Origin of the sequence: Streptomyces sp. NPDC002463, assembly GCF_042889835.1 — a bacterium.
Lineage (GTDB): Bacteria > Actinomycetota > Actinomycetes > Streptomycetales > Streptomycetaceae > Streptomyces > Streptomyces nymphaeiformis.
The window spans coordinates 65,393-92,091 of the sequence record NZ_JBIARL010000001.1; the positions used below are offsets into that span (position 1 = coordinate 65,393).

At 68.4% G+C, this 26,699-nt stretch carries 27 protein-coding genes and 1 tRNA gene; 7 read left to right on the top strand and 21 right to left on the bottom strand.

Going from position 1 to position 26,699, the window contains the following annotated elements:
• Positions 1 to 138 precede the first annotated feature (138 nt).
• The 6 genes from thrB to ACFYX3_RS00245 all read right to left on the bottom strand — a co-directional run bounded on the left by thrB (position 139) and on the right by ACFYX3_RS00245 (position 6,898).
• On the bottom strand, positions 139 to 1,056 hold the full coding sequence (gene thrB / locus ACFYX3_RS00220; RefSeq protein WP_376589650.1) for a homoserine kinase: 918 nt from the start codon (positions 1,054 to 1,056) through the stop codon (positions 139 to 141).
• Between the two features lie 299 nt (positions 1,057 to 1,355).
• A complete protein-coding gene (gene thrC, locus ACFYX3_RS00225; RefSeq protein WP_389006553.1) occupies positions 1,356 to 2,426 on the bottom strand; it encodes a threonine synthase in 1,071 nt (356 codons plus the stop codon).
• A 6-nt stretch (positions 2,427 to 2,432) separates the two neighbouring features.
• Positions 2,433 to 3,725, bottom strand: a complete 1,293-nt coding sequence (locus tag ACFYX3_RS00230) for a homoserine dehydrogenase (protein WP_389006556.1) — start codon at positions 3,723 to 3,725, stop codon at positions 2,433 to 2,435.
• Positions 3,726 to 3,861: 136 nt separating this feature from the next.
• Complete coding sequence (gene lysA / locus ACFYX3_RS00235) at positions 3,862 to 5,253, bottom strand: diaminopimelate decarboxylase (RefSeq protein WP_116158834.1); 1,392 nt, start codon at positions 5,251 to 5,253, stop codon at positions 3,862 to 3,864.
• Positions 5,254 to 5,267: 14 nt separating this feature from the next.
• Positions 5,268 to 6,230: an ArgS-related anticodon-binding protein NrtL gene (gene nrtL, locus ACFYX3_RS00240; protein WP_389006560.1), complete on the bottom strand. Its 963-nt coding sequence runs from the start codon at positions 6,228 to 6,230 to the stop codon at positions 5,268 to 5,270.
• 65 nt (positions 6,231 to 6,295) lie between these two features.
• The gene (locus ACFYX3_RS00245) at positions 6,296 to 6,898 is read right to left on the bottom strand and encodes a response regulator (protein WP_376589658.1); all 603 of its coding nucleotides are present in this window, start codon (positions 6,896 to 6,898) and stop codon (positions 6,296 to 6,298) included.
• 43 nt (positions 6,899 to 6,941) lie between these two features.
• Here ACFYX3_RS00245 and ACFYX3_RS00250 point away from each other — a divergent pair.
• Both ACFYX3_RS00250 and ACFYX3_RS00255 read left to right on the top strand, forming a co-directional pair.
• Positions 6,942 to 7,013 (top strand) — tRNA-Arg (locus ACFYX3_RS00250).
• Positions 7,014 to 7,203: 190 nt separating this feature from the next.
• The gene (locus tag ACFYX3_RS00255) at positions 7,204 to 7,839 is read left to right on the top strand and encodes a hypothetical protein (RefSeq protein ID WP_389006564.1); all 636 of its coding nucleotides are present in this window, start codon (positions 7,204 to 7,206) and stop codon (positions 7,837 to 7,839) included.
• A gap of 82 nt (positions 7,840 to 7,921) precedes the next feature.
• On the opposite strand, the gene ACFYX3_RS00260 is transcribed toward ACFYX3_RS00255, so the two are convergent.
• From ACFYX3_RS00260 to ACFYX3_RS00310, 11 genes are all read right to left on the bottom strand, one after another.
• Positions 7,922 to 9,295 (bottom strand): tyrosine-type recombinase/integrase, encoded by a 1,374-nt coding sequence (locus ACFYX3_RS00260; RefSeq protein ID WP_389006567.1) that lies wholly within the window; start codon positions 9,293 to 9,295, stop codon positions 7,922 to 7,924.
• Positions 9,292 to 9,465, bottom strand: a complete 174-nt coding sequence (locus tag ACFYX3_RS00265; protein WP_362524122.1) for a helix-turn-helix domain-containing protein — start codon at positions 9,463 to 9,465, stop codon at positions 9,292 to 9,294. Before ACFYX3_RS00265 ends, ACFYX3_RS00260 begins: the two co-directional genes overlap by 4 nt.
• Positions 9,466 to 9,476: 11 nt before the next feature.
• A complete protein-coding gene (gene repSA, locus ACFYX3_RS00270; RefSeq protein ID WP_389006571.1) occupies positions 9,477 to 10,880 on the bottom strand; it encodes a replication initiator protein RepSA in 1,404 nt (467 codons plus the stop codon).
• Between the two features lie 4 nt (positions 10,881 to 10,884).
• Positions 10,885 to 11,064 carry a hypothetical protein gene (locus ACFYX3_RS00275; RefSeq protein WP_389006574.1) on the bottom strand — a complete coding sequence of 60 codons (180 nt, stop codon included), beginning with the start codon at positions 11,062 to 11,064 and terminating at the stop codon, positions 10,885 to 10,887.
• A 96-nt stretch (positions 11,065 to 11,160) separates the two neighbouring features.
• On the bottom strand, positions 11,161 to 11,712 hold the full coding sequence (locus tag ACFYX3_RS00280; protein WP_389006577.1) for a GGDEF domain-containing protein: 552 nt from the start codon (positions 11,710 to 11,712) through the stop codon (positions 11,161 to 11,163).
• A 5-nt stretch (positions 11,713 to 11,717) separates the two neighbouring features.
• On the bottom strand, positions 11,718 to 12,029 hold the full coding sequence (locus tag ACFYX3_RS00285; RefSeq protein WP_389006580.1) for a SpdD-like protein: 312 nt from the start codon (positions 12,027 to 12,029) through the stop codon (positions 11,718 to 11,720).
• Positions 12,030 to 12,040: 11 nt separating this feature from the next.
• Positions 12,041 to 12,196, bottom strand: a complete 156-nt coding sequence (locus ACFYX3_RS00290) for a hypothetical protein (protein ID WP_389006583.1) — start codon at positions 12,194 to 12,196, stop codon at positions 12,041 to 12,043.
• Positions 12,197 to 12,215: 19 nt separating this feature from the next.
• Complete coding sequence (locus ACFYX3_RS00295) at positions 12,216 to 12,404, bottom strand: mobile element transfer protein (RefSeq protein ID WP_389006586.1); 189 nt, start codon at positions 12,402 to 12,404, stop codon at positions 12,216 to 12,218.
• Between the two features lie 20 nt (positions 12,405 to 12,424).
• A complete protein-coding gene (locus ACFYX3_RS00300) occupies positions 12,425 to 13,117 on the bottom strand; it encodes a DUF2637 domain-containing protein (RefSeq protein ID WP_389006589.1) in 693 nt (230 codons plus the stop codon).
• A gap of 80 nt (positions 13,118 to 13,197) precedes the next feature.
• Positions 13,198 to 14,547, bottom strand: a complete 1,350-nt coding sequence (locus tag ACFYX3_RS00305; RefSeq protein ID WP_389006593.1) for an FtsK/SpoIIIE domain-containing protein — start codon at positions 14,545 to 14,547, stop codon at positions 13,198 to 13,200.
• A 2-nt stretch (positions 14,548 to 14,549) separates the two neighbouring features.
• Positions 14,550 to 14,882 (bottom strand): hypothetical protein, encoded by a 333-nt coding sequence (locus tag ACFYX3_RS00310; protein WP_389006596.1) that lies wholly within the window; start codon positions 14,880 to 14,882, stop codon positions 14,550 to 14,552.
• 153 nt (positions 14,883 to 15,035) lie between these two features.
• Here ACFYX3_RS00310 and ACFYX3_RS00315 point away from each other — a divergent pair, with 153 nt between their 5' ends.
• Positions 15,036 to 15,902 (top strand): GntR family transcriptional regulator, encoded by an 867-nt coding sequence (locus ACFYX3_RS00315; RefSeq protein ID WP_389006599.1) that lies wholly within the window; start codon positions 15,036 to 15,038, stop codon positions 15,900 to 15,902.
• Positions 15,889 to 16,581: an HAD family hydrolase gene (locus ACFYX3_RS00320; protein WP_389006602.1), complete on the top strand. Its 693-nt coding sequence runs from the start codon at positions 15,889 to 15,891 to the stop codon at positions 16,579 to 16,581. The genes ACFYX3_RS00315 and ACFYX3_RS00320 overlap by 14 nt, the downstream gene beginning before the upstream one ends.
• Before the next feature lie 696 nt (positions 16,582 to 17,277).
• Here ACFYX3_RS00320 and ACFYX3_RS00325 read toward each other — a convergent pair.
• A complete protein-coding gene (locus ACFYX3_RS00325) occupies positions 17,278 to 17,847 on the bottom strand; it encodes a hypothetical protein (RefSeq protein WP_389006605.1) in 570 nt (189 codons plus the stop codon).
• 1,664 nt (positions 17,848 to 19,511) lie between these two features.
• On the opposite strand from ACFYX3_RS00325, the gene ACFYX3_RS00330 reads away from it, so the two are divergent.
• Together ACFYX3_RS00330 and ACFYX3_RS00335 are read left to right on the top strand one after the other, a co-directional pair.
• Positions 19,512 to 20,939, top strand: a complete 1,428-nt coding sequence (locus ACFYX3_RS00330) for a DNA sulfur modification protein DndB (RefSeq protein ID WP_389006608.1) — start codon at positions 19,512 to 19,514, stop codon at positions 20,937 to 20,939.
• A 44-nt stretch (positions 20,940 to 20,983) separates the two neighbouring features.
• Entirely contained in the window at positions 20,984 to 21,892 is a 909-nt protein-coding gene (locus ACFYX3_RS00335) for a YDG/SRA domain-containing protein (RefSeq protein WP_389006611.1), read from the top strand.
• A 1,420-nt stretch (positions 21,893 to 23,312) separates the two neighbouring features.
• On the opposite strand, the gene ACFYX3_RS00340 is transcribed toward ACFYX3_RS00335, so the two are convergent.
• From ACFYX3_RS00340 to ACFYX3_RS00350, 3 genes are all read right to left on the bottom strand, one after another.
• Positions 23,313 to 23,852 (bottom strand): DUF6932 family protein, encoded by a 540-nt coding sequence (locus ACFYX3_RS00340; protein ID WP_389006614.1) that lies wholly within the window; start codon positions 23,850 to 23,852, stop codon positions 23,313 to 23,315.
• Positions 23,853 to 24,306: 454 nt separating this feature from the next.
• On the bottom strand, positions 24,307 to 25,923 hold the full coding sequence (locus tag ACFYX3_RS00345; RefSeq protein ID WP_389006617.1) for a M4 family metallopeptidase: 1,617 nt from the start codon (positions 25,921 to 25,923) through the stop codon (positions 24,307 to 24,309).
• 173 nt (positions 25,924 to 26,096) lie between these two features.
• The gene (locus ACFYX3_RS00350; protein ID WP_389006620.1) at positions 26,097 to 26,438 is read right to left on the bottom strand and encodes a hypothetical protein; all 342 of its coding nucleotides are present in this window, start codon (positions 26,436 to 26,438) and stop codon (positions 26,097 to 26,099) included.
• Between ACFYX3_RS00350 and ACFYX3_RS00355 the strand changes: the two genes are divergently transcribed.
• On the top strand, positions 26,437 to 26,631 hold the full coding sequence (locus ACFYX3_RS00355; RefSeq protein ID WP_389006622.1) for a winged helix-turn-helix transcriptional regulator: 195 nt from the start codon (positions 26,437 to 26,439) through the stop codon (positions 26,629 to 26,631). The two genes, ACFYX3_RS00350 and ACFYX3_RS00355, sit on opposite strands and share 2 nt — an antisense overlap.
• Positions 26,632 to 26,699: the final 68 nt, after the last annotated feature.

Genomic DNA, 26,699 nt, shown 5'->3' on the forward strand with positions numbered 1-26,699 from the left:
GGTCGGGTGCAGACTTGAGGTTAACACTACCGGCTCCAACAAACATTCCCCCTCTCCCTCACCGGCAATCTCCTGTCCGAGGCGCACCCGGCGCCCCGGACGTCCGAGGCGCTGCCCGGCGCCCCGGCCGCCACACGCCTAGGGCGCCAGCGGCAGGACGCTCGCTCCGGGCGCGTCGAGGTCGAGCCGGTTGGCGGCCCAGCCCTCGCCCGCGAGGCGGGCGACCTTGTCGGCCGTCCCGTGTTCGGCCAGCGCGAGGACCGTGGGCCCCGCGCCGGAGATGACCGCGGGGATGCCGTCCGCGCGCAGCCGGTTCACGAGGGCGATGCTCTCCGGCATCGCGGGGGCCCGGTACTCCTGGTGCAGCCGGTCCTCGGTGGCCGCGAGCAGCAGCTCGGGGCGGCGGGTCAGGGCCTCGACGAGGAGGGCGGCACGGCCGGCGTTGGCGGCGGCGTCCACGTGCGGGACGGTGCGCGGCAGGAGTCCGCGGGCGGTCTCGGTCAGCACGGGCTTCCCGGGGACGAAAACCACCGGAACGATGGAATCCGAAGGATCCATCCTGATCGCCCGCGCGGCACCGGACTCGGTCCAGGCGAGCGTGAATCCGCCGAGCAGACAGGCGGCGACGTTGTCGGGGTGGCCCTCGATCTCGGTGGCCAGCTCCAGGAGGGCGGCCTCGTCGAGCCTGGCGTCCCCGCCTATGGTCACGGCGCGGGCGGCGACGATGCCGGCGCAGATGGCGGCGGAGGAGGAGCCGAGGCCGCGGCCGTGCGGGATGCGGTTGGCGCAGACGACCTCGAGGCCGCGCGGCTGTCCGCCGAGCAGGTCGAAGGCCGTGCGCAGGGAGCGTACGAGCAGGTGGCGCTCGTCGCGCGGGAGCGTCTCGGCGCCCTCACCGGCGATGTCGACGTGCAGCCCGGAGTCGGCGACCCGGACGACGACGTCGTCGTAGAGCCCCAGCGACAGGCCGAAGGCGTCGAAGCCCGGGCCGAGGTTGGCGCTGGTGGCGGGGACGCGCACCCGTACGGCGGCGGCGCGGAACGCTGGACCGGCCATCGCTCGTTGACTCTCCTTGATTGCGAAACGGTGTTTCGGACAGCGGGTGGTGCAAGGGAAGTACTCGGGACCCGCGCCCCGGGGGGCCGTTTCGGCCGCGGAGGCGACAACGGCAACGACACCGCGCATATGCGTCGGGGCGGGTTCGGTACAGCCTATCGAAGGAAGGTTCTGTGGCGACATAGGGCGCACAGGAGGCGCACGATGCGTGTCGCGAGCCATCCTGTGCGCCTATGTAGGTTCCTGATCGGGTTTCACCCGATCAGGAACCGGCGGAGCCGTGCTGTTTCAGGCCCTTTTCAGGCCAGGCCGAGGCGCTCGGCGGCGGTCGCGGCGTCGACCGGGACGGTGACCGGCTGCGGCGCGCCGGCGACGGCCCAGTCGGGGTCCTTGAGGCCGTTGCCGGTGACCGTGCAGACGATCGTCTGGCCCGGGTCGACCTTGCCCTGGGCGGCGGCCTTCAGCAGGCCGGCGACCGAGGCGGCCGATGCGGGCTCGACGAAGACGCCCTCCTGCGCGGCCAACAGGCGGTAGGCCTGCAGGATCTCACGGTCCGTCACCTCGTCGATGAAGCCGCCCGACTCGTCGCGCGCGGCGATCGCGTAGTCCCACGAGGCCGGGTTGCCGATGCGGATCGCGGTGGCGATCGTCGACGGGTCCTTGACGACCTCGCCGCGCACGAGCGGCGCGGAGCCGGAGGCCTGGAAGCCCCACATGCGCGGGCGGTGGGTGGCGAGACCGTCGGCGGCGTACTCGCGGTACCCCTTCCAGTACGCCGTGATGTTGCCGGCGTTGCCGACGGGCAGGACGTGGATGTCGGGGGCGTCTCCGAGCATGTCCACGATCTCGAACGCGGCGGTCTTCTGGCCCTCGATGCGGACCGGGTTGACCGAGTTGACCAGCGCCACCGGGTAGTTCTCGGAAAGGCTGCGGGCCAGGGTCAGGCAGTCGTCGAAGTTGCCGTCCACCTGCAGGATCTTCGCGCCGTGCACGAGGGCCTGGCCCATCTTGCCGAGCGCGATCTTGCCCTGGGGCACGAGGACCGCGGAGACCATGCCGGCGCGCACCGCATAGGCGGCGGCGGAGGCGGAGGTGTTGCCCGTGGACGCGCAGATGACGGCCTGCGCGCCCTCCTCCTTGGCCTTCGTGATGGCCATGGTCATGCCCCGGTCCTTGAAGGAGCCGGTGGGGTTGGCGCCCTCGACCTTGAGGTGCACCTCGCAGCCCGTGCGCTCGGAGAGGACCTGAGCGGGGACGAGCGGCGTGCCGCCCTCACGGAGCGTGACGACCTGCGTCGTGTCCGTGACCGGAAGGCGGTCCCGGTACTCCTCGATGATGCCGCGCCACTGGTGGGTGCCCTTGTGGGTCATGGGTCCTTACTCCCCTTCAACACGCATGATGCTGGCGACACCGCGCACGGTGTCGAGCTTGCGCAGCGCCTCGACGGTCCCGGAGAGGGCGGCGTCGGGCGCGCGGTGGGTGACGACGACGAGGGAGGCCTCGCCGTCCTTGCCCTGCTGGCGCACCGTATCGATGGATACGCCGTGCTCGGCGAAGACCGTCGCGACCTGGGCGAGCACGCCAGGCTTGTCGGCCACGTCGAGGCTGATGTGGTACCGCGTCACCACGTCGCCCATGGGGCTCACGGGCAGCTGGGTGTACGCGGACTCGCCGGGGCCCGTCGCCTCGTTGAGACGGTTGCGGCAGACGGCGACGACGTCGCCGAGAACGGCGGAGGCGGTCGGCGAGCCGCCCGCCCCGGGGCCGTAGAACATGAGCCGCCCGGCGGCCTCCGCCTCGACGAAGACCGCGTTGTACGCCTCGCGGACGGAGGCGAGCGGGTGGCTGAGCGGGATCATCGCGGGGTGCACGCGCGCGGTGACGGACTCGCCGTCGGCGGCCCGCTCGCAGATCGCGAGCAGCTTGATGGTGCAGCCCATCTGCTTGGCGGAGGCGAAGTCCGCGGCGGTGACCTCGGTCATGCCCTCGCGGTGGACGTCGTCGAGGCGCACGCGCGTGTGGAAGGCGATCCCGGCGAGGATGGCGGCCTTGGCGGCGGCGTCGAAGCCCTCGACGTCGGCGGTCGGGTCGGCCTCGGCGTACCCGAGGGCGGTGGCCTCGTCGAGCGCCTCGGAGTACCCGGCGCCGGAGGTGTCCATCTTGTCGAGGATGAAGTTCGTCGTGCCGTTGACGATGCCCATCACCCGGTTGATCTTGTCGCCGGCGAGGGACTCGCGCAGCGGCCGGATCAGCGGGATGGCGCCGGCGACGGCGGCCTCGTAGTAGAGGTCCTGCCCGTGCTGCTCGGCGGCGGCGTACAGGCTCGCGCCGTCCTGGGCGAGCAGCGCCTTGTTCGCCGAGACGACGGAGGCGCCGTGCTCGAAGGCGGTGGTGATGAGGGTGCGGGCGGGCTCGATGCCGCCGATGACCTCGACGACGACGTCGATGTCCCCGCGTTTGACCAGGGCGGTCGCATCGGTGGTGACGAGGTCCGCTGGGACTCCCCCGCGGACCTTGTCCGGCCGGCGGACGGCCACGCCGGCGAGCTCGACCGGCGCGCCGATGCGCGCGGCGAGGTCGTCGGCGTGCGTCGTCATGATGCGCGCCACCTCTGAGCCGACCACTCCACAGCCCAGCAGCGCCACCTTCAGCGGACGCGTACGCATCATCCGACCTCGATTCTCGTACTTCTGATTCGTATCTCTACGGTTCTCTTGCGAGTGGGATCCAGTCTCACTCACCGGACGGGGTATTCCATGGTTGGTCCGGATCGTGAGACATGAATTCCATCACTCGACTATTTCATCAGCCGACGTCCAGACGCAGGAGATCTTCCTCCGTCTCGCGCCGGACGATGACCCGCGCCTCGCCGTCCCGGACGGCGACGACCGGCGGCCGGAGCGCGTGGTTGTAGTTGCTGGCCATGGAGCGGCAGTACGCGCCGGTGGCCGGAACGGCGACGAGGTCGCCGGGCGCCAGGTCCGAGGGCAGGAAGGCGTCCCGTACGACGATGTCACCGCTCTCGCAGTGCTTGCCGACGACGCGGGAGAGCATCGGCTCGGCCTCGCTGGTCCGCGAGACGAGGCTGACGCTGTACTCGGCGTCGTAGAGCGCGGTGCGGATGTTGTCCGACATGCCGCCGTCGACGCTCACGTACGTCCGGAGCCCTTCGAGCGGCTTGACGGTGCCGACCCGGTAGAGGGTGAACGCGGTGGGCCCGACGATGGCGCGCCCGGGCTCGACGGAGATGCGGGGCGTCCGCAGACCGGCGGCCTCGCACTCCCGCGTCACGATCTCACTGAGCGCCTTGGCGATCTCGTGCGGCTCACGCGGATCGTCCTCGGAGGTGTAAGCGATGCCGAGCCCACCGCCGAGATCGATCTCGGGCAGCTCGACTCCGTGCTCGTCCCGCACCTCGGCGAGCAGCTGGACGACGCGCCGCGCGGACACCTCGAAGCCGGCCATGTCGAAGATCTGCGAGCCGATGTGGGAGTGGATGCCGATGAGCTCGAGGCCGTCGAGCTTGAGCGCCCGCCGCACGGCCTCGGCGGCCTGCCCGCCGGCGAGGGCGATGCCGAACTTCTGGTCCTCGTGGGCGGTGGCGATGAACTCGTGCGTGTGCGCCTCGACGCCGACGGTGACGCGGATCTGCACGCGCTGCCGCTTCCCGAGGGACTGGGCGACATGAGCGACCCGCACGATCTCCTGGAACGAATCGAGCACGATCCGCCCGACGCCGACCTCGACGGCCCGCCGAATCTCCTCTTCGCTCTTGTTGTTCCCATGGAAGGCGATGCGCTCGGCGGGCATCCCGGCGGAGAGCGCGGTGCTCAGCTCGCCCCCGGAACAGACATCGAGGTTGAGCCCCTCCTCCTTGAGCCAGCGCACGATGGCGCGGGAGAGGAAGGCCTTCCCGGCGTAGAACACGTCGGCGTCCTTGCCGAAGGCCTCGGCCCAGGCGCGGCAGCGGGCGCGGAAGTCGGTCTCGTCGAGGAAGTAGGCGGGCGTGCCGAACTCCTCGGCGAGGGCGTCGACGGCGATCCCGCCGACGGTGACGACCCCGCGCTCGTCCCGGCTCACGGTCCGGGCCCAGACCTTGGGGTCGAGCTGGTTGAGGTCGGCGGGCGGAGCGGTGTAGTGCCCCTCGGGCAGGACGTCGGCGTGGCGGGGCCCGGCGGGGTGGGCGGAACGGCTCATGGCGACTGGCTCTTTCAGATCTGGTCGGGTGCGCTGATGCCGAGCAGGGACAGGCCACCGGCGAGCACCGTCCCGGCGGCTTCGGCGAGCGCGAGCCGGGAGCGATGGGCGGCCGAGGGTTTCTCGTCGCCGAGCGGCAGCACGGTGTGCTGGAAGGCGAGCAGCGCGTCGGCGGTGGCTTCGAGGTGCCGGGCGACCCGGTCGGGGGCGCGGTGGCGGGCGGCGGCGAGGAGGACGAAGGGGTGGTCGCCGAGGACGCCGAGAAGCTCGGGGGCTTGGATGTCCGTGTCGTACGAGGGGCTGAAGCCGAGGTCCGCCGCGTTGACGAGCAGCCGGCGGACCCGGGCATGGGCGTACCGCACACGGAAGAGTGAGTTGCGCTCGTGTTGGACGAGCAGAGGAGCCCCGTCGAGAACGCGATCATGAGTGGCGGCCCGCAGCAGGGCCCACCGAGCGGCGTCGACGCCGAGGAGCCCTGGCTGGTACGCCCCACCCCGTACGGGGATCCGCTCGTCCCCCCCGAAGTCGGCGTCGGCCCCCTGCCCCCGCAGCAGCCGCAGCACGACGTCGGTCACGACCGAGGCGCGCGGCTCGGTCACGTCGGCGAAGCGCACGACGGTCCCGGCGAGAGCGCTGCCGTGCCCGTACCGCAACCCGGCCGCGCGGATCGCCCGTACGAGATCACCGCCGGCATCGGCACGCAGGGTGAAGTTCAGGAACCCGGGCCCGGTGATGTCGACGGCGAGGATCCCGGGGCTCTCACGGAGCCGCTCCTGGAGGATCTGCGCGACGTCGAGAGGCGCGCGCCCGGCAGGCCGGGCGAGACTCAGCGCGACGTTGCTGGCGTACTCCCCGGTACCCCCGGGGCGGGCCCGCTCGACCTTGACGCGGGAAGGGACATCGACCCGCAGCGCACCGTCGTCGACCGCACGGCGCACGGCGTGCTGCACGGTGAGGGAGAGGTCCGCGGGGGTCACGGGACCAGCCTAGGGGAGGAGGGGGGTCGGAACGCGAACCGGTTTCGCCATGCGGGCACCGCGGCTCAGCTCACCCCGCGCGAGCTCCCGGCACGTCGGACGTCCTGCTCCTTCGGTACGACGACTGCGGCAGGGTCCTCTCCCCCGTCGGGCCCGGCCGCCTCGGGGCGCTCCCGCCGCTCGCGGTGCATCAACTGCCGCACGACGCGCACGAGCTCCGAGGGCTCGAAGGGCTTGGCGAGGAACGCGTCGACACCGGAGGAGACCCCGCCGACCTCGTGCTCGCCACAGGCGCTGATGATCGCCACCGGCAGATGACTGGTCCGCGGGTCGGCCCGCAGTCGCTCGGCCGTCTTGATCCCGTCCAAGCGGGGCATGACGACGTCCAGGGTGACGACATCAGGACAGACTCGATGTACGACATCCAGACACTCGGCACCATCGGCCGCGGTCACGACCTCGAACCCCTCGAGTTCGAGATTGACCCTGATCAACTGGCGGATCACCTTGTTGTCATCGACAACGAGCACCCGACCGGACACGCCTGACACACGAACGAGAGTAGGCCGCCCCGAAGGGCCGCGTCCGGGTTTTGCCCACTTCTGACCCGTGCGGGGGACGCACCCCTCGGTGACGCCCCGGAAATACCTGTTCACAGGCACACCCACAGAGCTGGTAGGGTTCTACCCGTCGCCGAGAAACACGGCGGACGCCCCCGTAGCTCAGGGGATAGAGCAACGGCCTCCGGAGCCGTGTGCGCAGGTTCGAATCCTGCCGGGGGCACTTCGCAGAAGTGCCACACAGACCCCGTGATCAGCGGAAACGCTGAGGACGGGGTCTTGTTGTATGTGCAGGCGTGTGCCGGGGTGAGCGGCCGTATGACGGAGGACGCGGCCTATTCGCGGCCTGGGCCGTGAGGCATCTAGGCAGGTCAGGTCCAGGTATCGGGCCGACGAGCGAGGGGGAACAGCGGATGGTCTCGGGAATCGGGGAGACCTCGACGGAGCCAGGCCGGCCGGTGTGGGTGCTGAACCCACTGGAGAGCGTCGGCCCGCTGCGCTTCGGCATGTCCCCCGACGAGGTCAGGGCTGCGCTCCCGGAAGCCTTTGAGCTGAAGCGTTTCTCAGCTGAACCCTTCTACCCGGACGTCTACGGCTTCCAACTCGGTTTCCATCCAGCGGTGCCCGCTGTCTACGCGTACTTCGAGGGCACCGGCCGGCTCTTCTGCGTGGCTGCCGACGCTGCCCACGGCCCGCGCGTGACCCTGGGCGGACTGGAATTGACCGGCCGCGTGCCGGCCGTACTCGAAGAGACGGTCCTGGACCTCTATTCCTCGCCTGCTCGCAGGGTGTCGTACGGACCGCGGGGCAACCCCGGGATCACCGACTTCGGCCTGGTCCTGCGCGTCCAGGACACCGCGGGCGAGGTGCTTACCCGGCCGGTACTGGTGGGCCGTGAGTGGGCCGACCGCTGCACTGACGACTGGGAAGGCTCCGTACCGGAGTGCGAGTGGCTGGGCCGTCAGTGGTGCATGTACAAGGGTTCTGATGTCTGGCCCCCGCCTGGGTATGCGACGAGGTGGCCGCCGGGGTGGACTCCCCCGTTCTAGACGTCGTCCGTCCGAGATCGAAGCAGCTGAAAGGCCCCCGGACAGGTCCAGGGGCCATGAGGACAAGGGTGTCAGGCGACACTCACTCGTACTCGCGCAGCAGCTCCTCGATACGCCGGTTCGCCACCTCCTGGCGGCCGTCGAGGCACTTCGCGTACCGAGTCAGCAGCACCTCCACGCTGTTGCCGGCGCGCTCGGCGACCTCAGTGGCGTCCACGCCCGCGTTGAGCCACGTGGAGAGCGCGGAGTGCCGGAGGTCGTACGGCCGTCGGGCGAGCGGCGAGGCGACGACGGCCGGCGGAAGCGCGAGCTCCCGGGCTTCCTGCCAGGCCCGGTAGTAGGTGGAGGAGGACACCACTCCCCCGTTCTCGCTGAAGAACAACCGCCCGTCGGCTGCGGTGCCGAAGGTCTCGATGTGCTCCCGGAGAATCCTCACGAGCTGGGGAGGGATCGGCACCCGCCGTACATCCTCCGTGGGCCGGTTCTTGAGGCCGCGGTCGTCGTGGCTCTCGCCGGAGTCGGTCCACTGCTTGCCGACGCTGGGACGGGTCCGGTGCAGGAGGGCGGTCCCCCAGCCGGAAGCAGGAAGGGTGAGATCCGGCTCGGTCAGGCCGACCACTTCGGCAGGTCGGAAGCCTCCGAAGTACATCCCGGCGAAGAGTCCGACCAGGCGCCGGCCGCGGGCCCGCCGGTAGCCACCGATGTACGAGACGGCGTGGAGGAGCGACCGGGCTTGCTCAGGATTCGCAACGACCCGCGGATCCACTTCATTGGAGACCTTCGGCTTCTGCCAGCGAACAGAGGCCAGCGGATTCTCTGAGAACTCCCCAAGATCGACGGCGTAATTCAGCGCGTTAATGAGCGTGCGGCGCTTCCGCCGTACGGTCTCGGCAGCGGCAGCGGTCCCGTCCAGCTTGAGTTTCAGGGAGTCGAGAACGGCTCGCCCGACCACGGGATCGGCGAGGACCGCCATGGGGCGGCACGCCTTCGCCACCCAGTGAAGCGTGTTGCCGACATCCACGGGCAGCTCCCTCTCCCCCGGCGCGGGAAGCACGAAGGCCCACGACCGCAGCGTCTTACGAAGGACATCGTCCGCAGGCCTGCCGGGCCAGTCCTCCAGGAGCGCGATGGTCACGGCGGTCAGTGATTCATTGATGCCGTCACGCGTGTTGGGGGCAGCGTGCGGCCACTTCATGGCCAGGTACTTCAAGGCGAATTCGTACCAGCTCAGCGTGGCTTTCTTCTCCGCCATCGAGTCGGGCAGTCCGGACTCAGTGTCGAATTCCTCGCCATCACGCGCGGCTCGAAGCAGCTTCGACCGGAAGCTGTCGGCGAGCGCCTTGGTCTTCCGCGTCTGAGAGAACGGCTCACCCGCCACCTTCCACCGCACCTCATAGGACGGGCGGACTCCCTGCTTGGTCCGAATCGACCAGACGCGCACATCAGTCGACTTCACGCGGCGGCTCCTTCGAGACCCCGGAGCCAGGCCGAGAAGTCCGACCGCCACACGCGAAGCTCACCGTTCGGCAACTTGAAGGCGTTCGGTCCCTGCCCCAGCTCACGCCACCGATAGAAGGTCCGTCGTGACACCCCACCCAGCTCGGCAAGGATCTGCGGCACGGTCATCAACTCGTCCTTCACAGCAGCTCATCCCCCTGGGCTTCGAGTTCGGTGCGGATCTCTCTGGCGTGTTCGCGGTTGTGCTGGATGTCGCGGCGGATGTTGGCGGCGAGCCAGGACTCACCGGGTGTGGCGCCGTGGCCGGCGTAGGCCCAGTGGGCGACGACGAGGAGAGTGGACTCGGGGTTTTCGTCGGGGTCGGGCAGGCCGAGGGCGGTGCGTTGCTGGGCGGCGCGGTAGTCGGCACGGACCTGGCGCAGGGCGCCGAGGGTGGTGGAGTAGGCGCGGGATTTGGTGGAGAAGTGGCCGCGGAAGCCGAGCATGTGGGCCCAGGCGCGCAGGCGCCGGTCCGGATAGGCCGCGTCCAGGTCCATGCAAGCTTCGATGAGGCGTCGGGGGTGGTCGGGGACGTCGAGGAGGAGCAGGGCTTCCTTGTTGCCGACGGGGCGGGCGACGGTGCCGGTGGTCTCGGCGGCTTTGGTGGCGTATTTGGCGACGTAGGCGGCGACGGCCTGTTCGGTGAGCTCTTCGCCGTGGTCGAAGGCGCCGATGGGCTGGATGTCGAGCTGGGTGCCCCAGGTGAGCTCAAGGTCCTGGTCCACGCCGTGCGCGGGGGCGGCGGGGACGACGACGCGGACGCGGGCGGCGGCGGCGTAGATGGCGTCGGTGAGGAGGTCGAGGGTGGCCCAGGCCGGGGGCGGGGTGGCCGGTCCGTCGGGGCCGTCGAAGCGGATGACGGCGTGGAAGTGGACGGCGCCGCGTTTTTGGTACTCGGCGACCTTGCCGAAGGAGACGCGGGACTGTTCACGGGCGGCTTTCTGGGTGAGGCTGGCGCGGGCGGCGATCTCGCGGCGGAGGTAGATCGTGAAGTAGCGCCACAGCTCGGAGGCGTGGTTGTTCCACAGCACCGCGCCCGCGTAGTCGTACGTGTACGGGTCGAGCGGGGTGCCCAGCTCCGGGGCGTCCTCGGCGTGCCGGGTGCCGCAGCGGCAGGGCCGGGTCCCGGGACGGTTGTGGACCGGGCCGAAGGACGGGGCGGTGAGGGTGGCGAAGACGCGGGGGTGATCGCGGATGGTCTCCGGGGTGCCCTTGTCGGGGTCGCCGGTGAGTCCGGCGCGAATGAGGTGGTAGGTGTCGCCGGCGTAGGTCCAGGCGCAGGAGGGGCAGCGGGAGGCTCGCCGGTTGCCGCAGGCGACGCGGAGGACGCCGCCGGGTTCGGCGTCGGTGTTGTACGCGTGGAGCACGGTCTTGGTGGCCGGGTCGAGGAGTTTGGTGGCGCCGGTGAGGCGGATGGGGGCGGTGCATCCGCCGGTGCGGCGGAGTTGTTCGGTGAGGCGGTCGAAGCCGGGGGACCCGGCCAGCCGGAGCAGGTCGCTCAGGGTGGCCGGGTCCAGGCCCGCCGCAGTGGCGGTGTCAGTCAACGGGTCACTTCCCCGCGCGGACGAGGGCGGCGGGGGTGGTGTGGCCGAGGCCCCGGCAGCTGGGGCAGTTCACGCGGATCGTGTCCCGGGCGCCGTCGATGGTCCGGAGGCCGCTGGTGATGGTGGCGGTGGCGAAGCCGTCGCAGTCGCGGCAGACGCGCGTGGTCGGGGTGGTCTGGGCCATGATGAGTACTCCCTTTCGGGTCTAGTGGATCTGGAATGGGGTTGAAGGCGCCCGGGGCGGCGGAAGTTTGGCGACCGAGGCCGCTCCGGGGGCCGCTCAGTGTGTGTTGTTGCGCCTGCCGTGGCCCTTGGCCGCGTACATCGAGGAGTCAGCGGCCGACAGAGCGTCGGTGAGGACCGGGACCAGCAGCTGGTCGCGGTGGCAGTGCCCGACCGAGGCCGACACCGGCAGGACGTGACCGTCGTGGGTGACCGGCTCGTCGAGGGCGAGCCGCAGGGCGAAGAGGCCGGCGGTGCGGTCGGGGTCGGTGACGATGGCGGCGAACTCGTCCCCGCCGAGCCGGGCAGCGATCCCGTGGCGTCCGCACCAGGTGGTGAGCCGCTGGGCGGTGGCGGTGAGGACCGCGTCACCGGCGGCGTGGCCGTGGGTGTCGTTGATGGCCTTGAAGTCGTCCAGGTCGACCAGGAGCACCAGGGCGCCGGGGTGCTTGGACAGGAGGTGTTCGGCGCGGGCGGTCCATCCGGCGCGGGTGTGCAGGCCGGTCAGGGGGTCGCGGCGGGCGGTGGCCAGGCGGCGCAGGAGGAGTCCTCCGTGCAGGGCCCACCCGAGGGCCGGTAACCCGGCGGCCGCGATCGTCTGGGTGTCCATGGGGGTCACCGGCCCTTCTGCATGTCACGGACGAGCAGCCGCAGGACGATCGCCACGACCGCGATGGAGGCGCCGGTGATGGCGACGGCGAGGAGCATGGAGACCAGGACGGCGCCGACGACCAGGACCACGGCGCCACCACCGGCGGCGAGGGCGAGCGCGCTGCCCGGGGTGAGCTCGATCGCCGTCCGGGTCGGGGCGGTCGGCACCGGGGCCGGGGTCGCGGTGACCGGCTCGATGTCGGTGGTGGTGGGCTGGATGGGCGGGGTGACGAGGCCGGTCGGAAGCGGGTTGACCGGGATGCGCGGCTGGAACATGGCGGGTCTCCCTACTTGATGGTGGTGTCGATGACGGGGGCGAGGACGCTGTCGGCGAGGAGGTAGCCGCCGAGGAGGATCACGGCGACGAGCCACCAGGGCGGGCGGATGAGCTTGATTCCGAGGCCGCCGACGACGATCAGGGCGAGCCAGAGCGGGACGTCCATGACGGGGTTTCCTTCAAGGTCAGCGGGGCTGGCAGCGGTGGGTGCGGGCGGCGAGTTCGGCGGCCGGGCGGGTGTTGTAGTCGGCGGAGAAGTCGCAGCCGGGGGCGGTGCACACGGCGGTGTGCTTGGTCCGGCCCCGGCCGTCGCGGTGGGTGCCGACCTGCACCGGGCCGATCCGGATCACGTCGTGGAAGCGGTTCGGACGCACGGGTGTTGCCTCCTTCCTGGTCAGGCGAGTTGGAGCGCGATGGAGTCCGCGAGCGCGGCGGGCATGCCGTGCCGGGTGCGGAGGGTCTCCGCGTCGATCGGCGCACCGGTCTGGGCACGGTGGGCGTCCGCGATCTTCTGGGCATGGGCCAGCAGTGCGGGCGGTACCGGGACGGCGGGCGCCGAGGGGGCGGGCTCCGGCCGTTCTTCCTGCGGGGCGGGCTCCGGCAGGGCTTCCACGGTGGCGGGTTCGGCCGGCGGCAGCTCGGGGGCCGGTTCCGGTGTCCGCTCGACAACGAGGTCGACCGCGGGTTCGGGCTCCGGCACGGGGACGGGAGCAGGTTCGGGGGTGGGGTGGGCGGTGTGGGCGAGGAGGGTGCCACCGAGGAAGGCCAGGGCGGGCCACCCGGCGACGAGGATGCGCAGCCAGTCCGGGACGTCGTTCATGTCGAGGAGTCCGGCGGTGGCGACGTTGGCGCCGAGCGAGGCGATCAAGGCGATGGCGAACCACAGCCAGGCGTCGCGGTTGCCGGGGGTGGTGCGCATCCGGCGCCAGGCGGCGACCAGGAGCAGGTCGACGCTGACCGGGTAGGCCCACGCCTTCCAGCCGTCCTGCCCGGCCGCTTCGGCCAGGTCGTGCAGGTGGGCGAAGGACAGGGCCCCGGCAATGACGGCCTGGATCAGCACGGCGTCGGGACGGAGGGTGCGGAACACGAGGGTTCACCTCCTTTCAGGCATGGGTCGGTAGGGACCTGGCGTGAGACGGTCACGCCGACCAAGGGGGAACAGCAGCGCTACGTGGTGGCCGGACTCGGCTTCACCAGCGGCACCGGCGCCGGAGCGGCACCACCGGCCGGGAAGGCCGGGCGGTAAGCGGCGACAGCGGGCAGGTCCGGGGTGAGGTGCGCGTGTGCGGTGCAGATCGCGGCGGCTTCGGCGGCGGTGAGGGCGGGGGTGCGGATGCGGGACCAGCCGCCGGAGGTGTCACCGGCCACCGCGACGCCGGGCCGGTCCGGCGGGATCGTCAGCACGGTGACCACCGCGTCGGGGGCGATGTCGCCGACGCCCATTTCGGCGGTCTGCTTGTCGTTGACGCGGTGGACGGTCCGTCCGGTGAGCTGGGCGCGCAGGGCGGTGGCTCCCTTGCCGAGGTCGGAGCCGAACCGCTGTCCGCAGATTTCCAGGTAGATGCCGGCGGCGCGGGCCAGCTGCCCGAGTCGGATGAGCTGGGTGACCATCCGGTCCCGGCGTTCCTCGTCCTTCTTCGTCGCCACGAGGAACAGCTCCGCGACCTCGTCGACCAGGACCACGACCGGCGCGGGGCGGAGGTGGTCGGGCAGGTCCCAGATGTCGGCGACACCGTGGTTGCTGAGCAGGTCGAAGCGGTCTTCCATCTCCTCGACCAGCCCGTCCAGGAGCCCGTCGGCCTCCTCCGGGGTGGTCGCGAGGGCCGACAGCCGGGGCGCGTAGCCACGCTGTTCGACGCCCCGCTTGCAGTCGATCCCGACCAGGGCCACCGGAAGCCGGGCGAGCCCGGCGACCAGGTTGCGCTGGTACATCGACTTGCCGGACTGGTTGGCACCGAGGGTCAGCGCGTGCGGGACCTTCAGGTAGTCCCGGACGAACGCGGTCCCGTCCTCGCGGAGAGCGACCGGCACCGTCATCGGCCCCGAGGGGCTCTGGCGAGGCATCCTTACCCGGTTAAGGACGTCATACCCGGTCATTCGCAGTTCCACGAACCCGGGCTTGGTCTCGGCGACGGTGACGGAGTGGACGCCCCAGGCGTGCCGCAGGCGCTCGGAGGCCGCCATCACGTCGGCGGGCTCCAGACCGGCCGGCAGCCGCAGTGTGACCCGCAGGCCGGTCGAAGTGCCCCGCACACGGCGGACCTTCGGCGGCACGGCCTGGACGTCGGGGCGGCGGGCGAGGTTGCGAACCATGAACGCCCGCAGGCGGGACGGCTGCACCGTCAGCCCGCACACGTCCATCGTCGACCGGTAGGTGACCGCGAACCGCGTCGTGGTCACCGGCAGGCCCACCAGCGACCAGAAGACACCCGGCGCGCGGACCTTCGCGTAGCCGAGACCGCCTGCGGCTCCGGCGAGCGGGAGGCCGACCTCCCATAAGGTCGCCATGTCCGTCATGGTCAGACGCCCATCGGGGTGACCGCGACGGCGCGGAACGAGATGCCGTGCCGGGTTTGGCCGTTGAACGTGTTCTCCCAGTCCCGGGCCTTGAGTCCGATCACCGACACCGGCATACCCGGCGTCAGGCCCTCGGGGAGACCGGTCTCCGGGATGGTCACCTGGTAGAGGTTGCCCTCCCCTTCGTCCGAGATCAGCAGGCCCACCGTGGACAGCCCGGCACCGGTCTCCCGGTCCATGGCGCGCTCACCGGTCTGCTTGCTCACGAGCTTCGGGACGGGGGCCGTGGCCACGAACACCACGGCGGTCGAGGTGTCCACCTTGAACGACGGCATGGGTTTCTCCTTCGAGATGGCAGGACGAGGCTAGATGACCAACTTGGCTAACCTGGTTGGTCACATCTCGAAGTTATGGGAGATGGCTAGCCATGTCAACAACATGACTGCCATGGCTGTCCTGCTTGAGTTGAGTCGCCTACCATCGGCTTCATGACCTTTGTCCCCGAGCCCCTCGACCCCGACGACGACCGAGCCCCGTATGAGCAGGTGGCCAGCAGCCTTGGAGCAGCGATCCGCACCAGGCGCCTGGCGCCCGGCGAGAAGCTGCCGTCACACAAGGAGCTGACGGAGCGATACGGATTCGCGCGGGCGACGATTCAGCGAGCGCTCCGGGACCTCGAAGACGAAGGACTCGTGGTCTCCCGCAAGGGCAGCGGCGTCTACGTCCGCAACCGAACCGAGCGGCCGGCGGGCCTCCGCCCGTACGTCGAGCAGGCATTCGCGAAGGACCACGTCACAATCGACTTCGCGGGGTTCTCCAGCGAGACCCTCCACGGCGCGCTTCAAGAGCCGCTCGACAAGATCCGCATCGGCAGGCTGACCCCGTCGAGCATCACCATGCGGATACTCGTCCCGGACATGGCCGTGCCCCAGGCCGCCCCGGTGCGGATGTCGGACGGGGCCGACGACAAGCGGCTCCGCGACCGGATGCACGACATCATGGTCGGCTACACCCGCAGCATTCGGGACGCGATCACCGAGCTGGAGCATCTGGGGCTTGTCGCCGAGACCCGCATCAGCGTGCGCGTCCACAGCGGCACTCAGTTCTTCAAGCTGTACGTGATCAACAACGAGGACGCGTTCTTCGGGTACTACCCGATCCGTCCCAACAAGGTCGTCGCCCAGGGCGAGACGATCGAGATCTACGACCTGGTGGGCAAGGACACGACGCTCTTCCACCACTCGGTCAACGACGGCGAGTCGTCCAGCGGAGCGCAGCAGGTCCAGCAGGCCCGGATGTGGTTCGACAGCGTCTGGGAGACGATCGGAAGGGACTTCGACCTTGACGCACACTGACCCACTCACCGAAACCCTGGCCAACGCCCGAGTCATCCTCTTCGACTTCGACGGGCCCGTGTGCGACGTGTTCGCCGGACTGCCGGCACCCGAGGTTGCGGGAGAACTGACCGCCCTCCTCTCCGCCGAGAACGAAGCCGCGGGCGCGAAGGCCGCCCAGACGGACGACCCGATCGAGGTGCTGCGCATCGCGCACGAGGCCGACAGCGCGCTTGGCCAGAAGATCGAGCAGGCACTGACGGACGCCGAGGTCCGAGCCGTCGCGGTAGCCGGGCAGCCGACACCAGGTGCGGCCGAAGCACTCCGGGCGGCGCGTTCCGCCGGGCGAGGCGTGGCAGTCGTGAGCAACAACTCTGCTGAGTGCGTACGGACTTTCCTTGAGCGGCACGGGCTGGACGAGTACGCCGCCAAGATCGTGGGCCGCCCCTCCGAACAGCCGCACCTGATGAAGCCGAATCCCTTCCCGCTCATCACGGCAGCCGAGTTGATGCACGTCGACGTCACGAGCTGCACGCTGATCGGCGACTCACTCACGGACATCCAGGCCGCCCACGCCGCCGGAGCAACGGTCATCGGCTACGCGAACAAGCCCCACAAGTCCGAGGCGTTCACCAAGGCGCAGGCCGACGTAGTCACCCAGGACATGCAGTCCATCGCCGATGCGCTCAACGCGGCGTAGCCGAGGATCAGCGGGACCTGTTACAGATTTCTCTACCTCATCAAGGCACCCGCCGCGCACGGCGCGGCGCGCGCGGCCCGTCGCCCGGGCCTGCGCTCCTGTCTGACGCCCCGCTCCAGCCCGGGCGCCGTCCGCACGCCTGACAGCTTGGGTTGATGGGCAGCCGAAGTAGGCCTTCAAGCACGGCAACCGTCACATGGCACGCGTAGCCACGAGCGCTGCCGACTGCGGCCAAAACGGGCGGCCTGAAGACGGCTAGCAGCAAGGGGAGAGGTGGTCTCTTGCGCGGCGTCGGCTGACTGCCAGGCCTGAGTGAGGCAGGGCGCCGTACCCCCGCCGTCACGGATGACGGAAGCGTGAGGCGACCGCACCACCGGAAATGGGCTGGTTGGGGAGCAGCTGCTGCCGCGATGTGGCGGAGGCCGGTGTGGTCGCTCCGCGTCGGTACCGCTATCACCGTGGCTAATGAGCGTGTCGTCCAGCCACAAGCCCCGCAGCCGTGCCCCACGCGTGCCCGATCAGACAGAGCCGAGGAGGGAACCGCGGGGAGGGTCGGTGATTCCGCCGCTCCTCCGCGGGTCAGGAACGCCGCAGGTCGGCTGGGATCCGCATACGAGGTCTTCCAAACTGGTGCTCCACGAACCACGCAAAAACGCTTGCCTGGGTCATTGAGACCCCGCCGACCGTGCTGAACGTTCAGCTTGGGGACGCTTCAGTGACAACCTCAGGCTCTCGTCCCAACCACGCGTCGACGGCTGCCTTCATTGACTGCCTAAGCTCTCGTTCGAGCGACCACATCTTGTCCGCCAGTGCTTCAACGTCACAGACGGCGACCTGTCGCTCTTCGAGACCCTTTCGATAGCGGCTGCGGCATACGTGGAAGATCCGATGGTCGGGGGGACCACTGGAGGACCGCGGCGCGCACTCTTCCCAATCCAAGCAGTCTATGCGCCATTCCCCATGGACCATCAGGTTACGCAGACGGCTAGCATCCAGAGCCGTCCGCAGGGCGTCGCGGATACGATCCGAGTTTTCCTGCGGCCATCGTTTCATGGACTCCAACTGCCCCAGCGCAGCAATGCCGTTCTGCACCAGCCACTCGACAGACTGCCCCTCGAAGATGATCCATCCGGCATCGTCCCCGCCTGCCAGCTCGGACACTACGTAGCGCAGGCGAGACTCCATACCGGCGCTTGCTACGACAAGCATGCCGAGGGCGGGGTAGAGCTCTTCGAACCCGTACGTCGGTGCATCCGTGGCAGTCATGCTGGCTAGCCTGCACCAACGACTCGACACTGTGCGTGGCATTTTCCACTGACGAGGCAAGTTGCGTACAGCAGCGAAGTACAGCAACCCCGGCTGACCAGGACTAGCCGGCCCGTGCCCTCACGGACCGTCTGACCAGCCCAGCCGACCTCGACAACCACCCCGCCCGTAGTTCGCATCGAGGAGCGCACCTGGTCAGGCGGGTGTCCGTCCGTCTCAGTTTCCGGCTCATTCAGCGACGGGCACCACCGTTCAGGAGGCCCGGCCGTCGGCTCGCGCTGAATAATGAGACGGCCACGAACGCAGGTGAACCACCCGGCACGAGAGGCCCTGGACTACCAACAGACTTGGGAGTCGTGTGGGTCGAGGCCAGATGGGGTGGGAGCTGCAATGGGCGTGGCCGGCACCAACTCCCAAGGGGTGCGGCCGACCTATGATCCATCGCAGGTGGTCTAGTGCAGGCTGGGCCAAGTCAAGATGGGGGAGACGTCGTGTCGACAACGTGTAATTACCTGGCTGACGGCGGCTGTGGCAACGAGGCTCAGCCAGGTACGCGTTACTGCTCCGATCACGCGATCTTGGAGACGCTGGACTTCAACCTGGCCATGCTTGGAGTACCCGACTGCCCTAAGTGCGGCAACAGCGTTCCCGAGGGATTCATGCTGCACGACTGTCAGGCCCCTGCCCCACAGCCCCCGACTGCCGAGCGCTGACTCACAGGTTGGTGGGTGTCTAACTGCGTGACAACGCCGACGAACAGCAGCGGACGAGCGCGAACGTCTGCGGACTATCAGCACAGGAGAGAGGCACAGCGGGCCCGGGGAACGCCCACGCCCGAGTTGCTTCGGGGCGAAGAAGTCCCCGTGTCGCATCCGTACCAGATTGTGCGGGGACTCACGGGGAGCGAAGGGCGTCTAGGGATCCCGGTGCGGATCGATCAGTATCGCAACCGTGCAGGTTAGGCCCAGGGGCTCTCTCCTGCTCTTGTCTCGCTGCACACGGCAAACGCGCTGAATCACCGTGCCCCACGTCTGTCCGAGCCGGCGGGGAAACGCGGGGTACTAGCGGTAGCGGACGGGCGCCGCTGGTTGAGCTGCCGATGTGGGCTGCTGCCGGTCGGCGCCTTTGCCCTGATTCCTAAGGCGGCACGGTTCTGGGAGGGCGCACGCCACCCACCCCCAGTAGGACGGCGGCGTCATCCCTAACCCGTACTACGAAGATCCGACGGCCTCACCCTTCTGCCCCACGTGCAACCACGGCTGCGATCCCCGCGTCTACGCGGGCTGACACCCCGGCCCCCGGCGCAAGTCGGGGCCCGCATGGGGCAGGCATGGCAGCGCCGGCGCCGTACTGCCGGGTCGCGAGCCGTTGCTGTAGCCATTGCTGACCGATCCGACTGGAGCTGGGCCTTAAGGCTGGCCTGCTCTGCGTTCGTCTGGCCATCGATGGAAGGCGAGGGACTGCCATGGTGAATCTACGAACAGTCACGGAACGGCCTGGCGTGCCGAGTTGAGGTTCCGTCATTCCTCAGGAAAAACCGCCAGGCGGATTACTAGGCTGTATCGTAGGCAACGGAACGGCGGCCCAGAGCGCTGTATCCGGGAAGATCGCCGCGCTCTGAGCCGCCTCATCAGCCCTGACGGGCCATACGAAGGGTACGCCGCATGGGGTTCAACCAGCACGACACGACGCTCGATGAGGCCGCCAAGGCCCTTCGTGACGGATCGATCACCCTCCCCTCGAAGTTCGAGGCGATCGGCTTCATGTCCCACGCCGGCTCGATGGGGAAGATCACCTTCACGGTGCCGTTCAAGGAGGTCGCCGAACGCCTCACCTTTGAGCGGTTGCTGACGCGGCACGACTTCGACACGGAGAGCCTCACGACTCCGGGGCAGCGCGACATCAGCGACAAGCATGCGGAGAAGATCGCCACCTTCCTCACTGAAAGTGACCGTCCGTACCTGGGAACGCTCACGATCGCCATCCCCGAGGATGACGTGAAGATCGAGATCCTCCAGCCGATCGCCAACAATGTCTGGCTCGTCAAGTTCGTGGTTCCGGTGACGAGTGAGAACCCGATCGTGGAGGACGGACAGCACCGCGTGAAGGGCCTCACGGATGCGTGGCGGAGGGTGATGCAGGACCCCTCCTCCGAGGAATTCCGTGAGGCGCGCGAGATGCTTGAGAAGAGCAGCATCGAGATGACCCTGCTCCTCGAAGGTGACCCGGCTGTTCTCTCAACGATCTTCGTCAAGATGGCGAGCACGCGCCCCATCAGCGCGAGCTTGATCGCGATCATGGACAGCAGCGCGGTACAGAACCGGCTCGGTCAGCAGGTGACACGCAAGAGCCGCTACCTGTCCGACCGGACCGCGTACTTGGGCGCGAAGGCAGCCCAGAAGCTCGCAGCAACCAAGGGGCGCAAGTACGACCCGCTCTACCCCGCCGCCGCCGTACGGTCCGCCGCTGCCGCGATCGCCGGAGTTGGGGTGCGTGACCGTACACCTGACCAGCGCGAGGACATCCTGAACCAGATCTTCGAAGATCGCGCCAAGCGGGACGGAAGGTCGCTCGACCAGATCATTGAAGCCGTTTCGACGGAGATCGTCGCCATCCTGGACTACGCGTTCACGCGCGTACCCGGATGGGGGGAGATGGCCGCTGATCGCCTGACAGCCTCGGAGTTCAAAGCGGAGTACGTCCACTCGGCCGCCGCGGGCCTCCACGTCATCGCGAACGTCATCGCCGCCGCGGGCGTGGCGGGACTGGACGCGCGTCAGGTCGTAGACGAGTTGTCCAAGCTGCCGTGGCGGCGTGACGACCTCCGTGAATCCACGAAGGACAACGAGAAGGTCTTCGTCCACCAACTGTTCGAGGACACCCTTGTGCGAACCTCTTTCGACTCCAAGTCGGGCACCTGGAAGGCCGGACAGGCCGGCGCCACTCGTGGCGCCTACGAGGAAGCGACTCGCAAGGTGATCAGCACCCTCGCTCGACAGTCGCCGGAGCTGGCTCCCATGGACGAGGTCAAGGTGCTCTCGGCGCTTGGTCTGGTCACCGCGGGGCGTGGACGTCCGCGAAAGAGCCAGTGACGCACCACGGCACACCTCTGAGCTGCGAAGTCGAAGGAGCTTCCATGATCGGCGAAGTACCCAACACGTACGTTGGTCAGCGATTCACTAGTCGGCGGCTCGCACACGAGGCTGGCATCCACCGCCCCCTTATCGCAGGGATCTGCGGTGTGAAGAAGAACGGCGCCGAGTCCATCGTCGTGTCTGGTGGATACAAGGACGACGAGGACTACGGCGATGTCATCATCTACACCGGTCACGGTGGCCAGGACTCATCCAAGAATCAGGTCAGCGATCAGACCATCGACGACTCCGGAAATGCGGCACTGGTCACGAGCTACTTGGAAGGGCTGCCGGTTCGTGTCTTGCGCGGAGCTCACGCGGGCTCCGAGTGGGCACCCGACGAGGGGTACCGGTACGACGGCCTGTTCCGCGTAACCAGCTACGGCAGCAAGCTGGGAATCGACGGGTTTCTGATCTGGCAGTTCAGATTGGAAGCCCACGAGGGAACTCTCCTGCCCACCCGGGTACAGCAGGAAGAGCTTCCGACCGATGAGGGCAGACTGGCTCCTACTGACGCTGGTAACGTTCCGGCCGGTGCCGAATCACCCGGGCGTGTCACCACTACCGTGCAGCGAATCGTGCGCAGTAGCGCTGTGACGCGCCAGGTGAAGGCCTGGCACGAGAACCGCTGCCAGATCTGCGCCCTGCGGATCGACGTACCAGGCGGCAGCTATAGCGAGGGCGCTCACATACAGGCCCTGGGAAGCCCGCACAACGGACCTGATGTCATTGGCAACGTCTTGTGTCTTTGTCCAAACTGCCACGTGATGTTTGACGCCGGGGCCATCGTGCTGAGTGACGAGCTCACCGTAATTCGCGGAGGTGTCGAATCAGGTTCTCTGCGGACGCACCCCCGTCACATCATCGATCTGAATTGCGTAAGGCAGCACCGCGACCGCTGGCGGGCGTGAGCGCTGCAATAGAGCAGTGGAGTACGGCAACCAGAGCGAGCGGCGCCTACCGTCAGCGAGCCAGAGGGACTGTAAGGCGAATAGGCATGACCTTCCCTGGCCAATCCTGCTAGAGACGGGCCAGAATGCCCGGAGTGTCGAACCCATGCCAGGCACGGGATGGTAAAAGGCGTCAATGGCGGGTGCCAGTGTGAACCGTTGAGTTCGCCCTCGCACCCGCTTCCACTGGTCACGAGCTGGATGACATGCTCAAGCCGGCGTGATGCGACCGCACCGCTGGGAACGGGTGGAGCAGCTGCCGCCGCTATGGGGCGGAAGCCCGGTGCGGTCGCTCCACGTCGGCACTGCTATCGCCTTGGCGGATTAGCTTGTCGCAGAACCTGCCAGAGCTGCCTGCCTGCCTGCCGGGCGACAGCGACTGCACCTTACCTTGAATTGGGAGAATTCAGATCCTCGCCAAGGTTCAGGAGTAGGTAACTGCGATGCTCTCGACCGCCAAGCGACCGCGCAGTAAGGACGTGTACATCAACGAGCACTTGGTGCTGTGTGTATTCGGCTAGAAGCTGCGTGACATCGATTTTATCGGTTCGGATTACCAAAACACGACCGTCGGCGCCCTCAAGCTCAATGAATCCACGCAGCTTACTTCCGCCAACTAGTGTTCCCAGTAGGCGCTCTCTGCTGTCTTCGATTTTTGCCGACTTTAGCGTCTTACGACAGTGTGCGGCGTTCTCATTCGTTAGCCGCGCGAAGCGACGGCCTGTCACCTTAGATTCCCAGGTGAAGGACGCGTTTGTGCCCGTAGAGGCCAACACGTCCGACAGCTCTGAAAGGTGTCCAATTGCTCGACGACCAAGAGGGAGTGCCGCATCTAGAACTGCTTCCTCAGCTTCAGGTGATACGCCGGCCTGGTCAGCTATATCGAGGATTCTATTAATAGCCCGATCTAGTAGTAGGTCACTCCCAGTACCTGGAATTTCAGCCCGAGATGCTACTGGAGAACTCTCTAGGATCATTCCGTAGGAGGAGGCGAAAACTGGACCAGAAAGCAGTCTAGTGACCCCTTGGATTCTCTTCGGGATTGGCCCTACTTCGCTCCGAGAGCTCATTTCGTCGAGGGCGTAGGCGACGGAATTCACCGCATTTTGAAAGGCCTGCAGCCAAGTCCCGAGCACGCTAGCTTCGACTTTGTGGCCTGGAACGGATTCACCATCGAGGGAAAACCGAAGGATAGGCCGGAGCTCCTGCTCAGCTGATCCCGACGGAGCTTCTGCTAGGGCGCACCCCAGCTTGCGCAGCTGACGCTCACGCACCTCAGCCTTGGTCCTGGGTGGCGGCGTGGTTGCGTCGTGACGCCTGGCGGTCATCCATGCACGCAGAGCAGCCTTGTCGGTGGCATTGGGCAACGCTTGGGGAGTGCTCATTGCGATACCTCCACGTAGCCCCTTCGGTGACCGTTACCTACGCGGCAACGCTGCCAGATCTCGTCATACAGTCCAAGTCGTTGGAACACCTCAGCGTCACCTGTCGCCATGGCGCCTGTCACACCCAGACTACGGAAGTCTTGCGTGGCGGGGAGGCTGAGGACGTAGGCGTCGATGCGCATCTGATTGCGAAAGCACCATTCGCGATCTTCCAGGTTCGCCAGATCTGCAAGGTCATCCTGCTCAGAGATTGCCCCGTAGGCCTCTGCCTCAAGCAGGTAGGTCACATCGATGTCGCTTGGATCAAGCTTGGAGCTAACGAAGCTGCCAGCGAGCCAGACACGGCTCGGCGGGCCAGCAAGAAGTTCCACCAGGGCCCTGTGAACTCGCAGCTCCTCCCACAGGGCGCCCCTTACGGTCGAGCTGCTGAACCTGTCCGCGTGTACAAGGGACGCCTCAACCTCGTCCCAGGTCATGGCATAACGACCCGGTGGTGGGCACCCCGTGGCCTGCTCAAACGGCGGAAGCGGAGACATGCAGCTCCAAGGCAATTCGTGTGGTGCGAACACTCTACGTGCCTATGCGACACCGTTGGGCCACAAGGGTGATCTTTGGTTGATCATCACGGGAGGCCTGATGGTGCTCAGTGGGGGGGGCGGCGCAACCTCTGTGTCCACGCCGCCACGGGTAATGTCCAGGAGCACCTCCCGCACTTGCGGCCCATTCGTGGACCAGTAAAGCTCGGAATGCCACTCGTAGGCCGCTGACCTGCGGAAACTCGTGAGGCGCACGCGCCCTCCGGAGCCGTGTGCGCAGGTTCGAATCCTGCCGGGGGCACTTCGCAGGAAGTGCCAAGAGACCCCGTGATCAGCGGAAACGCTGAGCGCGGGGTCTTTTTGTGTGTCCCGGTTCAGGCGTTCAGGCATTCAAGCGGAAGGCCCCGCCCCCGGCTGGTGCCGGGGGCGGGGCCTTCGTGTGGTGCCGGGGGTGTTACTTCACGTTGATCGCGGTCCAGGCCGAGGCGACCGCGTTGTACTGGGTGCTGCCGGTGCCGTAGAGGTCCGCGGCGGCCGAGAGGGTGGCCGTGCGGGCGCCCGCGTAGCCGGTGGTGGAGGTCATGTAGGTGGAGAGGGCCTTGTACCAGATCTTGTACGCGGCCTGGCGGCCGATGCCCGTGACCGTGGAGCCGTTGTAGGTCGGCGAGTTGTAGGTGACGCCGTTGATCGTCTTCGTGCCGCTGCCCTCGGAGAGCAGGTAGAAGAAGTGGTTCGCCGGGCCCGAGGAGTAGTGGACGTTGAGGCGGCCGACCGTCTTCGACCAGTAGTCGGCGGAGCTGCCGTCCTTGCTGGGCTTGTCCATGTAACGGAGCGGCGTGCCGTTGCCGTTGATGTCGATCTCCTCGCCGATGAGGTAGTCACCGGTGTCGGAGGCGTTGTTGGCGTACCACTCGACCGAGGTGCCGAGGATGTCGGAGGTCGCCTCGTTCAGGCCGCCGGACTCGCCGCTGTAGCGGAGGTTGGCGGTGGAGGAGGTCAGGCCGTGGGACATCTCGTGGCCGGCCACGTCGAGGGACGTGAGCGGGTGGGTGTTGCCGATGCCGTCGCCGTAGGTCATGCAGAAGCAGGAGTCGTCCCAGAAGGCGTTCACGTACGCGCTGCCGTAGTGGACGCGGGAGTAGGCGGCGACGCCGTCGCCGCGGATGCCGAGGCGGCCGAGCTCGTTCTTGTAGAAGTCCCACGTGACGGCCGCACCGTAGTGGGCGTCGGCGGCCGCGGTCTCGCGGTTGGAGGCGAGGCCGTTGCCCCACGTGTCCGTGGAGTTGGTGAAGAGCGTGCCCTGGCCGGACGTGCCGCCGTTCAGGTCGTACGTCTTGTGGCCGCCGCGCGTGGCGTCGTTGAGGGTGAAGGTGCCCGTGCCCGAGGTGCCGAGGGCGACCTGGCCGGCGTACATCGTGTTGCCGACGCCCGTCTCGATCGTCTCGACGGAGGAGAGCTCCTTGCCGGTGGTGGCGTCGGTGACGACCTGGCGGCGGCTCGGGGTGCCGTCCTTCTGGACGCCGGTGACGTAGGTCTCCCAGGCGAGGACCGGCTTGCCGGTGGCCGCCCAGATCACCTTGCGGGCGGAAGCGACCTTCTCGTCCGCGTTGGCGGCGGAGGCGAGGGCGGACTTGCCCGCGACGGCGGACGAGACGGCGGCCGTCGTGGTGGCGACGGATATCCGGGCCGAGGTCGCCTTGGTGGTGGAGCGGGCGCCCGACTTCTTCTGGTGGACGACGAGGTCGCCGCCGAGGACCGGGAGGCCCTCGTAGGTGCGCTCGTAGCGCGTGTGCACGGTGCCGTCCGCGTCCTTGACGACGTCCCGGACGACCAGCTTCTCCTGGGCGGGCAGGCCGATGGCCTGGGCGGCGGCGGCGGCCTCGCCCTGCGCCTCGTGGATGGCGGCGGCGCGCTGGCTGCCGGTCAGCTGGACGGCGGTGGCACCGGCCTCGCGCTGGGCGTCGGCGCTGGCGGATCCGGTCTGGACACCGACGACGACCATGGCGGCCGAGGCGATCAGCGCGGCGGCACGGGCGGTGGTGCGGCGGGACGAAGACTGCTGGCGGGTCACGCGGGCTCCTTCGCTGGAAAGCGTGGGGGATGTGGTGGGGGTGTGGTGCGGGGTGAGCGTGCCAGCGAAAGTCCCCGTTTGACAGGTATGCAACAAGGATTTGACCATCACTTGTCCGAAGGGCGGCCAAGAGCGTCCGCTATGCGGCGAGTTGGCTCATCTTCAGCCCCTGTTCATTTATCGGACACCTGAGTTGAAGCGACCGTCTGGCCGTACGAGGAGCGCAGCGCCGCCGTCGGCTCCACGGCGAGGTGGAGGAAGCCGGATCGGTGGATATGCCCGAACTCGTCCACCGAGGGGTGCGGGAACGCGGTGAAGGAGCGGTTCCGTTCCGGGATCCGGGGCAGCCGCAGCGCCGGCGATCCCGGCTCCGAGACCAGGCTCGGGCCGGTCACCGCTCCGGGCAGCAGCCGGGCACGGGCCAACGGCTCCTCCCGTACCGCCGGCGGAGAGAAGTCCTCCAGCCGGTCGTGCGGGATCTCGGCACCGGTCGACAAGTGGAGCGTCCTCGTCATGGTGCTCCTCGGCGACGGCCCGCGCCGCTACTCCGAGCTCCGCCGCTCCGTCGAGGACATCTCCCCGCGCATGCCGACCCCCACCCTGCACAGCCTGGAACGCGACGGCCTCGCCCTGCGCACCGTCACCTCCAGCTCACCGCCCCGCGTCGACTACGCGCTCACGCCGGTCGGCCGGACCCTGTCGGCCTAGGTGGGCGGGCTCATCCGGTGGGCGGAGGAGCGCCGTTCGTACATCGGGCGGTCCCGGCGGGTGTACGA

Coding starts and splice junctions, on each gene's coding strand:
- thrB (WP_376589650.1), bottom strand. CDS start 1,056: ATGGCCGGTCCAGCGTTCCGCGCCGCCGCCGTACGGGTGCGCGTCCCC.
- thrC (WP_389006553.1), bottom strand. CDS start 2,426: ATGACCCACAAGGGCACCCACCAGTGGCGCGGCATCATCGAGGAGTAC.
- ACFYX3_RS00230 (WP_389006556.1), bottom strand. CDS start 3,725: ATGATGCGTACGCGTCCGCTGAAGGTGGCGCTGCTGGGCTGTGGAGTG.
- lysA (WP_116158834.1), bottom strand. CDS start 5,253: ATGAGCCGTTCCGCCCACCCCGCCGGGCCCCGCCACGCCGACGTCCTG.
- ACFYX3_RS00255 (WP_389006564.1), top strand. CDS start 7,204: ATGGTCTCGGGAATCGGGGAGACCTCGACGGAGCCAGGCCGGCCGGTG.
- ACFYX3_RS00265 (WP_362524122.1), bottom strand. CDS start 9,465: ATGACCGTGCCGCAGATCCTTGCCGAGCTGGGTGGGGTGTCACGACGG.
- ACFYX3_RS00275 (WP_389006574.1), bottom strand. CDS start 11,064: ATGGCCCAGACCACCCCGACCACGCGCGTCTGCCGCGACTGCGACGGC.
- ACFYX3_RS00280 (WP_389006577.1), bottom strand. CDS start 11,712: ATGGACACCCAGACGATCGCGGCCGCCGGGTTACCGGCCCTCGGGTGG.
- ACFYX3_RS00285 (WP_389006580.1), bottom strand. CDS start 12,029: ATGTTCCAGCCGCGCATCCCGGTCAACCCGCTTCCGACCGGCCTCGTC.
- ACFYX3_RS00290 (WP_389006583.1), bottom strand. CDS start 12,196: ATGGACGTCCCGCTCTGGCTCGCCCTGATCGTCGTCGGCGGCCTCGGA.
- ACFYX3_RS00305 (WP_389006593.1), bottom strand. CDS start 14,547: ATGACGGACATGGCGACCTTATGGGAGGTCGGCCTCCCGCTCGCCGGA.
- ACFYX3_RS00310 (WP_389006596.1), bottom strand. CDS start 14,882: ATGCCGTCGTTCAAGGTGGACACCTCGACCGCCGTGGTGTTCGTGGCC.
- ACFYX3_RS00315 (WP_389006599.1), top strand. CDS start 15,036: ATGACCTTTGTCCCCGAGCCCCTCGACCCCGACGACGACCGAGCCCCG.
- ACFYX3_RS00325 (WP_389006605.1), bottom strand. CDS start 17,847: ATGACTGCCACGGATGCACCGACGTACGGGTTCGAAGAGCTCTACCCC.
- ACFYX3_RS00330 (WP_389006608.1), top strand. CDS start 19,512: ATGGGGTTCAACCAGCACGACACGACGCTCGATGAGGCCGCCAAGGCC.
- ACFYX3_RS00335 (WP_389006611.1), top strand. CDS start 20,984: ATGATCGGCGAAGTACCCAACACGTACGTTGGTCAGCGATTCACTAGT.
- ACFYX3_RS00340 (WP_389006614.1), bottom strand. CDS start 23,852: ATGTCTCCGCTTCCGCCGTTTGAGCAGGCCACGGGGTGCCCACCACCG.
- ACFYX3_RS00355 (WP_389006622.1), top strand. CDS start 26,437: ATGGTGCTCCTCGGCGACGGCCCGCGCCGCTACTCCGAGCTCCGCCGC.
- ACFYX3_RS00350 (WP_389006620.1), bottom strand. CDS start 26,438: ATGACGAGGACGCTCCACTTGTCGACCGGTGCCGAGATCCCGCACGAC.